We start from the raw sequence: 12,423 nt of genomic DNA, 5'->3' as shown, positions 1-12,423 counted from the left end.
TTAGAGACCCACGTATCGCTGCCTGGGCGATCGAACGCCAGCCTCGAATCTACTGCTTATAAATCCGGCTCTCCCACGGCGCAAGCCGCAGCGTTGACGTGTTCGCCTCCTTGCTGTTCGCGTAATCCGAGAGCAGCAACGTAGAGGCTTTCACGCCGCCCGGCAGCGTGTAGGTCACGGGGCTGGACGTGAAGTTCTCGACGACCAGGTACTTCTCCGGGCCCAGTTCGCGCGTGTAGGCGTACACGTGCGCGTCCTTCGGATCCAGGTCGTGGTAATCGCCGTACACAAAGGCCTTCGTGCCGCTGCGCAGCTTCAGCAAAGCCCGCACATAGTTCAGCACCGAGTTGGGATCGCTATCTTCGGCCGCCGCATTGATCGTCTTGTAGTTCGGGTTCACGGCAAGCCACGGGTGGTTGCCGGTGGTGAACCCACCCTCCGGCGAGCTGTCCCACTGCATGGGCGTACGTGCGTTGTCGCGCGTAGTCTTCGCCTGCGAGGCCAGGAACGCCTCCGCCGAAATCTTGCCGGTCTCTACCTCGGCTTTGTACGCGTTTTTGATGGCGATGTCGTCGTAGTCGGACAGCTTCTTGAAAGGGTAGTTCGTCATCCCCAGCTCGTCGCCTTCGTACAGGAACGGCGTGCCGCGCAGCGTTAGGATCATCGTCTCCAGCAGCTTGGCCGACGCAGTGCGCAGAGCGTCCGTCGAGTCGTCGCCGAACGTGGAAACGACGCGCGGGTTGTCGTGGTTGGAAAGAAAGACTGTATCCCAATCGTGCTTGGTCAGCACCGTTGCGTGAGCGTCATAGATGGCCTTCAGGTCGGGCAAGGACCACGCGCCCAGGGAACTCGGGCCGAAGTCGCCGCGGCCCAGCTTGATCGCGTCGAAGTTGAAGATCATGTTCAGCTCATGGCGACGGTCATCCACCAGCGCGTTCGTCTGCGCCAGCGTGGTTCCGGTCGCCTCGCCCACAGACATATCGTCGTACTTCGAAAGCACCTCGCGGTTCATCTCCTGCAAGTACTCGGCCAGGTGCGGTCCATTGGCATACGCATTCGGTGGAGCTTTCAGTTGCTCCGCCGTCAGGTCAGGCATGCCGGTCGGCTTTGAGATGAGCGGGATCACGTCCATGCGAAAGCCGGAAATGCCCTTGTCCAGCCAGAACCGCATGATGTCGTACACCTCGTGGCGCACCTTGGGATTGGCCCAGTTCAGGTCCGGCTGCTTGGCCGCAAAGTAATGCAGGTAGTACTCGTTCGTCTTCGGATCCAGCGTCCACGCTGATCCACTGAAGTACGACGGGTAGTTGTTGGGCGGCGTGCGTGTGCCGTCAGGCAGCGTATGGCCCGGCCGCCAGATGTAGAAGTCGCGATAGGGATTCGTCTTGCTGCTGCGCGACTCGACGAACCACTTGTTCTCGTCGGAGGTGTGGTTGACCACCAGGTCGATAATCAGGCGCATCTTGCGCTGCTTCACGCCGGCCAGCAGGCTGTCGAAGTCGGCCATGGTGCCGAACTCCGTCATCACCTTTTCATAATCACGAATGTCGTATCCGTTATCGGCATTGGGAGAGTCGAAATGCGGGCTCAACCAGATCACATTCACGCCCAGCTTTTGCAGGTAGTCCAGCTTGGACGTGATGCCCGGCAGATCGCCAATGCCGTCACCGTTGTTGTCTTTAAACGAGCGCGGATACACCTGGTACACCACCGCTTCCTTCCACCATTTGGGCTCGTAGCCGTTAATCAACTGCTGGGCAGGAAGCAAGGCAGGGCAGGTAAGCAGGGCGGCCGCGACGGCGGTGCGCAGGTGCAGGCTCCAGGACATGCAAGCGATTGTAGGCCGCGTCCGGGTCGGGCATCCAGAGCGCGTGTCTCAAATCGTTTCACAAAGCAGCGTCCGTTCATCGTCATGCTGGCGAAGGACCCCGGGCTTGCACGTCGGGAAAGAGAAACTTCGACGCCGATCGTGCCGTCTAATCTCTCGTCGGCTCCGAGCATAGTTCGGGCCGTTCCGGAAGATATCCGCACAGACGGATCCTTCACTCCTTCCCTGATTCGGGAAGGCATTTCTGTGTGAACACAACGATCGAGCAGTCCCTTTTTGGAGGCAGTGCAAATGCAGTTTGGAAGAGCAACAAGGTATTGGTCGCTGGCAGCGGTGGCCTGTATGTCGTTTGCGGCAGCGGAAGCGCAAACGGTTACCGGTACGGTCACGGGTACGGTTCTTGACCCGAGTGGTGCCGCGGTACCCGGCGCGACCGTAACGGTAGTGAACGTCACGACCGGCGTCCGAACTCCGGCCACCAGTAACGATGCTGGTGTGTACTCGGTCCGCTTTCTCCCCATCGGCGCCTATCGCGTGGAGGTCGAGGCCACCGGCTTCGCTCCGCTGACCGTGCCGCAGTTCCAGCTTGAAATCGGTCAAGTCGCCAAGATCGACGCGCACGTGACCGTGAACGCAAGCACCACGGTAGATGTCACCGCGGCGACGCAGCCCATCCTGGACACCTCCGACGGCACCATCGGCCTGTCGCTGTCCGAACAGCAGATCGCCACCATTCCGCTCAACGGTCGCAACTTTTCCTCCGTCACTCTCTTCCAGCCCGGCGCGGTCAACACCGATCCTGGCGGCCTGACCGGCGGCAACGCGCTGGAGCGCAACACGTACAACAACGGCATCGTCGCCGTAAACGGCAACCGCGCCCAAGCAAACAACTACACGCTCGACGGCATCGATCAGAACGAAGGTCAGAACAACCTGATCGGCTACAACCCGTCGCCCGATGCGCTTGCCGAAGTGCGCGTGATCACGGCCAATGCGCCCGCCAGCTATGGCAACGTCAACGGCGGCGACATCGTCAGCATCTTGAAGAGCGGCACCAACCAGTTCCACGGCTCGGCCTTTGCCTACCTGGAAAGCGACAAGCTGAACGCCAACTCCTGGGCCAACAAGAATCACCCGAACCCGGCGGACATCCAGCCCATCAATCCGTTCACGCAGACACAGTTCGGTGGCACCTTTGGTGGCCCGATCAAGCGCGACAAGCTGTTCTTCTTCGTGGACTACCAAGGCAATCGCCGCCACCAGGGCGGTACCGGCACCGCCAGCGTCTTCACGCAGGCGATGCGCAACGGCGACTTCTCCGCCGTGCCCAAGCAGCTCTACGACACGCAGAACAACTTCGCTCCCTACGTCAACAATCAGGTGCCGATCGTCAGCCCAGTGGCCCGCTACTTGTTTGCCCATCCTGAGCTGTACCCGCTGCCCAACGCCACCCCGGTCGACGGCTTGGTGCAGAACAATTTCGTAGGACCGACCCGGACCTTTCTCGCAAGCAATCAGGGCGACGTGAAGATCGAGTGGGATCCCCGCGCGGAAGATAAAATCACAGGCTTCTACGCGCAGTCTGACGCGTATGACGGCAACGTCGCCGTGCTCGCGCTCAGCTTCCCCTCACAGAACTCGTTTCCCACGAAGATGTTTGGCACCTCCTGGGTCCACACCTTCTCGCCAACCATCGTGAACGAAGCCCGGGTCGGCTTCCTGCGCGTGCGTTGGGATCAGGGTGTACCCACCGACCCCACCGGCGTCTTTGGCCTCACAGGAAACAAGGTCGTCGGCATCCCGTTCGGAACCCAGCAGTACGTGGGCTTCTCCAACCAGGGCATCGGCGACAACTTCAGCTCTATCGGCTCGCCAGGCGCGCCGCAGATCCTGCGCGACAACACCTTCTCGTACTACGACAACCTGACCATCCAACACGGTCGCCACACCTTCAGCGTGGGCGTACAGGCGATCCGTTATCAGCAGAACTATGCTCTGTCTGGCGCACAGGGTTCCACAGGACAGTTCAATTACAACGGCATTTTCACCGGCCCGAACGGCACCGACACTGGCTACAGCGGTGCTGATTTCGTTCTGGATCGCGCTAACCAGGACAGCATCGCCATCCCTGGCGGCAGCGGCCTGGTCGGCAACCGGCAGTGGCGGACCGCAGGTTTCTTCCAGGATGACTGGAAAGCCACGGACAAGTTGACCCTGAACTTCGGCGTCCGCTACGAGTACGACCAGCGCTGGAACGAGGTCAACAACAAGACCGCCAACGTTCTGCTGGACGGTCCCAACATGGGCAAGGTGGAGTATGCCGGTTCCGTTCCGAACGGAGCTCCGGCGGGCTCGCTCGTGTGCGACAACATCTCGTGCTACCAGCCCACGACGGACCAGATTCAGCCGCGCTTCGGTTTTGCTTATCAAGCCAAGCAGCGCCTTGTCTTCCGCGGCGGCTACGGCACTACCAGCTTCTTCGAAGGCGATGCCAACAACCAGCGCCTCACGTACCAGAGCCCGTTTCTGGTGTACTCGCAGCCAAATGCAGCGACGCCCACCGCTGCAGATCCGGCCGCGAACATCGCGTACAGCCCCGGTGCTCCCATCCACGCCGCCAATGGCTTCAGCATCAACGGCATCAACACCGGCGGTGCCAGCTTCGGTGCGTGGCCGCAGCACATTCGTCCTGCGTATCTGCACGAGTTCAATCTGACGACCGAGTACGAGCTCAACAACAAGCTCTCGCTCGCCGTGAGTTACGTTGGCGAAACCGGTCAGCACCTTGCGGACTACCGCAACGCGAACGAATTGACTTCAGCGCAGATTCAGTTGCTTGCCCAGAACGGCGGAACTGTCACAGCGGCAACGACCACTCCGTTCGCAGGGCTCGTTGGGCAGGGCTCCAAGCTGCTGGTCACCGAATCGAACGCCATGATGAACTACAACGGCGGCCAAGCAACACTGCGCGACCGCGGCGAGTACGGCTTCACCTACACGCTCAACTACACGTACAGCCGTGCTATGACCAATAGCGCCGGAAACTATGGTGCTGCCAACACCCAGGTGCACAACGGTGCGTGGCAGGATGCGTATAACAGCCGCGCCGACTACGGCCCGTCAGCAACGGACGTGCGCCACAACTTCACGGCACTGGTCCTGTATGAGGTTCCGTTCGGGCGCGGCAAGCAGTTCGGTAACTCGACCAATCGCCTTGTCGACCTTGCGTTGGGCGGATGGGCCGTGTCCTCTTCGGCGACGATCTACTCGGGTTTCCCGATCACGATCTACTCGCCCGATAACAGTAATGCCAACAGCTACGGCCAGCAGCGGGCGAACCAGTACCGCAAGCTGCGGGTTGTCAACCGTACTGTGCAGAACTGGTTCGGTACAGACCCGTCCGCTACACCATGCACTGGCTCCTTCAATGGCACCTGCGCGTATGGTCCGGAGCTTCCAAACAGCTTCGGTACCGCTGCTGTGGGATCGGAGCGTACGCCCGGCTATCGCCAGGTAGACTTCTCCGCATTCAAGGACTTCCACATCACCGAGCGGCAGGCCTTGGGCTTCCGTGCGGACGCCTTCAACGCGTTGAACATCGCCAGCTATGGCAATCCCGACAATACGGTGACGGACACTAACTTCGGCCAGATCACCAACACGCGCAGTCTGCCGCGCATCATTCAACTTCAACTGCATTACACGTTCTAAACCGGCAAAGTGGGGCCACTCGGGCAGGGTCGCAATTTGCGGCCCTGCCTTTTGCTTTGGGAACGAATCGCGTTTGCCTCCGCAGCGGCTACGGTCTAGCTTTCAAATGTGGGCGAAGAACAAGCAACACAGGCACAGCAGCAGTGGGCGGCACTTCGAGTCCGCGATCGAATCAAAGTTCTGGCCCGCGCTCGAAGCCTCCTGGCTGAGAACGCGCGGGACCTTATCTTCGCCGAGGACAGTTCCGGCTCGCGTGTGCCGCTGGACTCGCTTTCGTCCGAAGTGCTGCCGCTGCTGGCCGCCATGCGTTACCTGGAGACCGCCGCGGAGCGGCTGCTGCGCCCGCGCAAGCCGAACCGGCGGGGCCTGCCGCTGTGGATGAGCGGTGTACACAGCGAAGTCCTCCGTGTGCCGCTCGGTACCGTGCTCGTGATCGGGCCGTCGAACTACCCGTTGTTCTTGCCCGGGGTGCAGACAGTGCAGGCGTTTGCGGCCGGCAACGCGGTCATCTGGAAGCCGGGTCTCGGCGGCGCGGCGATCGCAAACCGCTTTGCTGCCATCCTCCAGCGTGCCGGCCTGCCAGACGGCCTGTTGCGCGTCACGGACGAGTCGGTTGCCGCCGCACAGCAGGCGATTGCCAGCGGCGTCAACAAGGTATTTCTCACCGGCTCTGCCACGTCCGGTCGCGCCTTGCTGCACCAGTTGGCGGACCACCTCACGCCGGCCGTCGTGGAGCTTTCCGGCTGTGACGCGGTGATCGTTCTCCCCGGGGCCGATCTCGGCCGCGTGGTGCGGGCGATCAGCTTTGGCATGCGGCTGAATGGCTCCTGCACCTGCATGGCACCGCGGCGGCTGTTCTACGTGGGTGCATCCGCGCAGCAGACGCAGCAGCTTGTGCAACAACTTCGCCAAGCCTTCCGCGCCATCGCTCCCGTCGCCCTCGCGCAGGGAACACGCCAGCGCCTGAGCCGCCTGCTTCAGCAGGCCGCGGACAGCGGCGCAATGATTCACCAGGACGAAACGGAAGGCAGTGTCCGCCCCATCCTGGTCGAGAACGGCAGTGCCGCCATGGCCATCGCGCAGGAAGACATCTTCGCGCCGGTCATCACGCTCATCCCCGCTGCCACCATCGATGAGGTGCTGGCTGCGGAGAAGCAATGTCCCTTCGGCCTCACGGCTTCGATCTTCGGCAGGGAAGACGAGTGCCGCACGCTGGCGAACCGGCTGGAGGTCGGCTCCGTCTTCATCAACGACCTCATCTTTCCGTCAGCCGATCCGCGTGTTCCCTTCAGCGGTCGCCGGCTCAGCGGCTTCGGCGCGACCCAGGGCGCGGAGGGTCTGCTGGAGATGACCGCGGTCAAGACAGTCTCTGTGCAGCGGTCGTCCAAGCTTTCGCACTATGGCGAACCCAGGCCCGCGCAGGTTGGTCTGCTGCTGGCCGTGGTGCGGTCCATGTATGCCAGCGGATTCGCTCGCCGGCTGGGAGGCATCGTGCAGACGATTCGCGAAGGCCGGCAACTTCGCCGCAACGGTGAAGCGTAGAGGCCGTCGCCGTGCTCTCTCCTGGCTGCAACGTTCTTCAGCGTGTGAAGCTGTCCAACAGCACGCCAATGAATCCAGGCCTATGAACCCGCTTCGAATCGGCGCACCGCGATCACGCCGTTCAGGCCTCCGAACGCAAACGAGTTGGATAGCGCAACCGGCTTGTCCAGCGCCTGATTCTCGCGAAGGATTCCCCGCAGTCCGAGAGCCTCGTCCAGCTCGGCGCACGGCACAGCTGCGGGCGCTGTGCCCCGCTGCACCGCCAGGCACGTGGCCAGAAACTCCAGCGCGCCAGACGCTCCCATCGCGTGCCCGTGCAGGCTCTTCGTAGAGCTGACCGGCAGCTCCCTCCCGGCCTCGCCAAATACCTCGAGCAGCGCCTGCGCCTCCACGCGGTCGTTTGCTTCGGTCCCGGTGCCATGCGCATTCACATAGCCAACGTCTTGCGCCGCCGCACCTGCATCGCGCAGCGCGCGGGTCATCGCGGCGGCGGGGCCGGCTGCGTGCGGCTGCGTGATGTGGCTCGCGTCTGACGACATGCCGAAGCCAACAATTTCCGCCAGGATCGTGGCTCCGCGATCCACCGCTTCGTCCATCGCCTCCAGCGTGAACACGGCGGCACCCTCGCCCAGGGTCATGCCGTCCCGATCCTTCGCAAAGGGCCGGCACACCGTCGACGAGACCACGTGCAGGCTGTCCCAACTCTTCAGAAAGCCGTAGGTCAGCGGAGCTTCATGGCCGCCTGTCACTGCCGCTCGCACGGTGCCCGAACGCACCATGTGAAAGGCCTGCCCGATGGCGTGCGTCGCGGACGCACATGCTGTCGTGACCGTGTACGCCGGCCCGGTCAGGCCGTGTTCCATGCACACCAGACTGGTGCCGCTGCTGGCCATGGTGCGTGGCACGGTCAGCGGATGCACGCGTCCGCCCTGCGTGTACAGCTTCGCCGTCTCCGGCTCCTCCGCCGTGCGGCCGCCGGTGGAGCAGCCAAGGATCACCGCCACGTCCTCGCCCGAAATGCTCGCCAACAACCCGGAAGCGGAGATCGCCTGTCGCGCCGCTGCCAGCGCGAACTGAGCGGTGCGTTCCGCAACCTGCCGTTGCGCCGCGCTCACCCACTCCGACGCAACAAAGTCACGAACCGCCGCCACCTTGGAAAAGCGCAGATCGCCCGCGGGGAAATCCGTGAGGTCGGCAATGCCGGTCCTGCCGGCAAACAGGTTTTCCGCAAAGGTAGCGACATCGTTCCCGATGGCGCTGATGCATCCCGCTCCGGTGACAACAACGCGCCTCAAGCGGAGCCAACCGAGGCGTCACCATCGGGTCCCGGGCCCTTCGCGCCTGCCCCAGCCGTTCGGGGCATCGCCTCCTGCACCGCGGTGGCCACGTCGGCCACCGTCTGGATGCTCTGCAGTTTGCTTTCGGGGATCTGGATCCCGTACTGCTCCTCCAGGTCAAACGACAGGCTCACGCGATCCAGCGAATCGACTCCGATCGCGTCCAGGGCCGTGCCAAGGTGGACAGCATGCAGAGGAAGACCCTTGGCCTCTGCAATGCGGCGAATGCATTCCTGTTCGATGTCAGTCATTGCTCATCCCTTGGTGGCCTGCTCGGCGATCTTCCGCGTCTCCTCGAGTGCGCTGTCGGAGATCCGTGTCAGCATCGCCACCGTGCGCAGGAGGCCGGGAAACACCCGCAGGCAGTCAGATGCGGCCGGATGCCCGACCATCAGCCGCGAGATCCCCGTCGCCAGCCCTACCCGCGTCGAGACCTGCCGGTGCAGCCTGCGCTGGTAGGCCGGGGCACCGTCGCCGCGAAGCATGCAGGCCGCGGCCAGCGCTCCGCAGTGTAGAGCAATCGCCGTCCCATCGCCGCACAGCGAGGGAATCACCGCGGCCTGGTCTCCCACTCGCCACAAACCATCCTCGCCGTCGCGCTGCACGTGACCATACGGAATACGTGAAGCCGTCAGCGGCTTAGGCAACATCTCCACCGCGCCTCTCAACCGGTGCTGCAGGTGCGGCGACGCGTCCAGCACCGATTGCAACACCGCGGTCCACTGCGATCCGCTCGCGCGCAGATGTCTCCCATCCACCAGGATAGTCAGATTGGCCCTGCCACTTTCCACGCGCTGCAACCCGGTATATCCGCCGGGATAGAAGGCCAGCTCTACCGCGTCGCCCAGCTCCGTCTGTTGCTCCTCGCTCAGGCAGAAGTACATCTTGAACGCGACCAGGCCCGGCTGCGTTCCTTCCGGCCGCGGCCACCCGTTCACGTCCAGCTTGCCGGTGGCCAGCACGGCGTTGCGCGCGCACCATCGTCGCCCGTCGCGCAACACTGCAATCCACGCAGCGTCCTCGTGCAGCAGCGATGCAACGTGCGCGTCGCGCACCACCTCCGCACCCTGTCGTGCCGCTTCTGTCAGCAGAGCTTCATCCAGCACGCGCCGCGTCAGCGACCATGCAGGGAAGGGCAGCGCGCTCTCCTTCTGAAACTTCGGCGTGACCACGCGCACGGTTCGGATCGGCACGGCACCCAGCGTCTCCGGAGACAGCCCGACGCTCTCGAGATACCCCAGCGACTCGCGGCTCAAGAAGTCGCCGCAAACCTTGTCGTGTGCTTCCTTGCTCTTTTCCAGCAGCGTCACTTGCCGGCCCGCGCGCGCCAACTTCAGCGCCACCATGCTTCCCGCGGGACCTCCGCCAAGTATCAGCGGAGCCTCATCCGCGATCATGCCTTCACCCTCGCAACGCACAGACGCGCCGGTCGAAACGGCAGGACACGCACGGAGTCGAAGCTCACACCGCCCGCGGACAGGTAGCGCTTCCAATCGTCCTCTCGGAAGGCCCGCCGGATGGAGACCGGTCCGTCAGACCGCACAAATGGGTGCAGGCGCATCAGGGTCGCCAGCACCTGGAATCCGAAGTATGGAACCCGTTCGCGATGGAGGTCGTTGATAAACCATCCGCGGCTCGCCACCTGCTCCATCCAGCGCACGAAGTTTGCGATCTCGTCGTCGCCCAGGTGATGTGTGAAGAGCGAACTGATCACGCAATCGATGGGAGCGCGCGGCGTAAATGAGAACGCGTCCGCCGTGACCCACTCGATGCGCGACCCCGCAGGCGTGAACTCCCGTGCAGCCCGCGCGGCATACGGGTTCAGGTCGACGCCCGTCAGCATCACGGCAATGCCTTCGCGCTCAGCCCAGCGCTCCACCTCTCGCAGCATGTCTCCGCCGCCGCAACCCACATCCACAATGTGAATCGGTTCAGCGCCGGGCCGCACCACCTGTTGCAGCCACTCGAGCGTTGGCTGGTAGGCACGCGTCCACCGGTTCACGCGTGCCAGGTCGCTCAGGCAGGCACGGAACTCCTCATAGGTGCAGGGTTCATCCATGAGCTCCGTCAGGTGCGCGCGCTCGTCAAACGTCATCGCACTCCTGCCGCGACGAATCGCATCGTTTCCGCCGTCAGTCCCGGTCCAAACGACATCGCACAGCCGTGCTCCCCAGCCCGAGCGGAACGCAGGATCGATTGCAGCACAAACATCACCGTGGCCGACGACATGTTCCCGTGATCGCGTAGCACCGCCCGCGAATGCTCCATCGCGGCCGCAGGCAGATCCAGCGCCTGCTCCACCGCATCCAGCACCGACCGGCCACCGGGGTGCACGGCCCAGAGCGTCGTCTCGTTTTCAACCAGTTCTTCACGGTGCAGTCGCAGGGCATCGCCAACCGCTGCAGGCACCTGGCCTGACAGCACCATGTCGAATCCCTGGTCACCAATGTTCCACGTGATCAGGTCGGCCGTGCCTTCCAGCCGCACAGCCCTGAAGCTGTCCATGCGAAGCCCGCCCGGCTTCGACGTGATCAGCGACGCGGCGCAGCCATCGCCGAAGATCAGGAACGACAACACTTTGTTCAGGTCCTGCGTCTCCTGCAGGTGCAGCGTACACAGTTCCAGGTTCACCAGCACCACGTCATGGTCCGGCTCGGAACGCACCAGGTGCCGCGCCTGCTTCAGTCCGTTGATCGCCGCATAGCAGCCCATGAACCCGAGCATGGTTCGCTCCACGCCGGGGTGCAGCTCCAGCGCGTCCACTACGTCAAAGTCGAGCCCCGGCGCGTAGAAGCCGGTGCAGGTGGTCACGATCACATGGCGAACCCGCGCCCGCTCCTCGGGGGAAAGTGCCAGGCCTTTCACGGCGCGCCGCATCAGCGCAGGAGCAAATTGCTTGAAGAGCCTCATGCGCTCCGCAGTGGCAGGGAAGCTACCCAGGCGATAGAGCGCATAGGCATCCACCTCGTTCTCGCTCGGCCCGCTGACACTCAGCGGCGAGTATCGCCGCTCGATTCCGGCGCGTTCCGCCATGCGCAGCAACAGAGCGCGGCTGCGCGGGTCCTGCAGCATGCCGTGCGCAAACTTCAGGAATGCGTCGTGTACCTCGTGCTGCGGCACCGCTGTTGAGATTCGTGCAAGGTACGCGTCCGCAGAGGTTGACACATCGCCCACTGTACCGAATGCCCAGGGTCGCCGTCGCCCCGCGAGGTCCGGAAAGATGCGCCGTTGCGCAGGAGAAGAAAGCCGCTGCTCGACTTGCGTACCTCCTCAACATCGCGTCACTCGGCAATCGGAACAAACGCGAACATCAGAGCGGGCGAGGTACAGCCCATCGCCTCGCAGCCCCACACGCCGCTTCGCGCCTCGCCCGCGAACGGCCAACCTCCAGTCGCGGTCACCGCTCCTATGCCTCAGAGGAGCTTGTGCTATGGCTGAAGTGAGTACGCTTGTAAAAACTGTGATCCAGGTCTTGAACGATGGTGCCCGTGGCTATGCGGACATCGGTGAGCACCTGAAGAATCCCGAGGCGAAGAGCTTCTTCCTCAAGGAAGCCTCGACCCGTGCGACGTTCGCGCGCGAAGTGGCCGCGGCCGCGGGCCTATCGGAAGATGTTGGCGGAACCGTCTCCGGCACCACGCACCGCATCTGGGGAGACCTGAAAGCCAATCTGGGCGGCGGCGATCACACGCTGCTGGTGACGGCGGAACAGGGCGAAGATGCCGCCAAGAAGGCCTACCAGGAAGCTCTGGAAAGCAGCGAGGTCACGGGCTCGGTCCGCTCCGTGCTGCTGCAGCAGCAGCCCTCAATCCAGGCCTCGCACGACCGCGTCAAGGCGCTTCGCGACTCGACCAACTAGTTTTCGGATCGGCGGCCTCCCTATGCGATGCACGGAGGCCGCTGCCGCAAAGCTTGCGCGGCTGCGATTCTGTCCCCTTATGCCTTCCTTATGTGCGAGCTTCTACCGTTGTCTATAGACACGGAGGCAGCAGGCTCGTGACGGAC

At 63.3% G+C, this 12,423-nt stretch carries 9 protein-coding genes; 3 read left to right on the top strand and 6 right to left on the bottom strand.

The genetic code is table 11. The features are described from left to right. Positions 1–49 precede the first annotated feature (49 nt). Entirely contained in the window at positions 50–1,828 is a 1,779-nt protein-coding gene (locus tag OHL12_RS08630; RefSeq protein ID WP_263413419.1) for a glycoside hydrolase family 13 protein, read from the bottom strand. A 342-nt stretch (positions 1,829–2,170) separates the two neighbouring features. On the opposite strand from OHL12_RS08630, the gene OHL12_RS08625 reads away from it, so the two are divergent. Then, positions 2,171–5,539, top strand: a complete 3,369-nt coding sequence (locus tag OHL12_RS08625) for a TonB-dependent receptor (protein WP_263413418.1) — start codon at positions 2,171–2,173, stop codon at positions 5,537–5,539. A 108-nt stretch (positions 5,540–5,647) separates the two neighbouring features. Further along, complete coding sequence (locus OHL12_RS08620; protein ID WP_263413417.1) at positions 5,648–7,081, top strand: aldehyde dehydrogenase family protein; 1,434 nt, start codon at positions 5,648–5,650, stop codon at positions 7,079–7,081. Positions 7,082–7,161: 80 nt separating this feature from the next. On the opposite strand, the gene OHL12_RS08615 is transcribed toward OHL12_RS08620, so the two are convergent. The 5 genes from OHL12_RS08615 to OHL12_RS08595 are packed head-to-tail and all read right to left on the bottom strand — an operon-like array spanning position 7,162 to position 11,538. Further along, positions 7,162–8,376, bottom strand: a complete 1,215-nt coding sequence (locus tag OHL12_RS08615) for a beta-ketoacyl-[acyl-carrier-protein] synthase family protein (RefSeq protein ID WP_263413416.1) — start codon at positions 8,374–8,376, stop codon at positions 7,162–7,164. Next, positions 8,373–8,669 (bottom strand): acyl carrier protein, encoded by a 297-nt coding sequence (locus tag OHL12_RS08610; RefSeq protein ID WP_263413415.1) that lies wholly within the window; start codon positions 8,667–8,669, stop codon positions 8,373–8,375. Before OHL12_RS08610 ends, OHL12_RS08615 begins: the two co-directional genes overlap by 4 nt. A gap of 3 nt (positions 8,670–8,672) precedes the next feature. Then, positions 8,673–9,815, bottom strand: a complete 1,143-nt coding sequence (locus OHL12_RS08605; protein ID WP_263413414.1) for an NAD(P)/FAD-dependent oxidoreductase — start codon at positions 9,813–9,815, stop codon at positions 8,673–8,675. Next, positions 9,812–10,513: a methyltransferase domain-containing protein gene (locus OHL12_RS08600; RefSeq protein ID WP_263413413.1), complete on the bottom strand. Its 702-nt coding sequence runs from the start codon at positions 10,511–10,513 to the stop codon at positions 9,812–9,814. Before OHL12_RS08600 ends, OHL12_RS08605 begins: the two co-directional genes overlap by 4 nt. After that, a complete protein-coding gene (locus tag OHL12_RS08595; protein ID WP_263413412.1) occupies positions 10,510–11,538 on the bottom strand; it encodes a type III polyketide synthase in 1,029 nt (342 codons plus the stop codon). Before OHL12_RS08595 ends, OHL12_RS08600 begins: the two co-directional genes overlap by 4 nt. Before the next feature lie 310 nt (positions 11,539–11,848). Between OHL12_RS08595 and OHL12_RS08590 the strand changes: the two genes are divergently transcribed. Continuing rightward, on the top strand, positions 11,849–12,277 hold the full coding sequence (locus OHL12_RS08590) for a PA2169 family four-helix-bundle protein (RefSeq protein WP_263413411.1): 429 nt from the start codon (positions 11,849–11,851) through the stop codon (positions 12,275–12,277). The last annotated feature ends 146 nt before the right edge of the window (positions 12,278–12,423 follow it).

The sequence above is a fragment of the Terriglobus aquaticus genome, from assembly GCF_025685415.1.
Taxonomy (GTDB): Bacteria; Acidobacteriota; Terriglobia; order Terriglobales; family Acidobacteriaceae; genus Terriglobus; species Terriglobus aquaticus.
The sequence above is the reverse complement of the archived record's forward strand: the minus strand, read 5'-3'. Positions and strand labels throughout refer to the sequence as shown.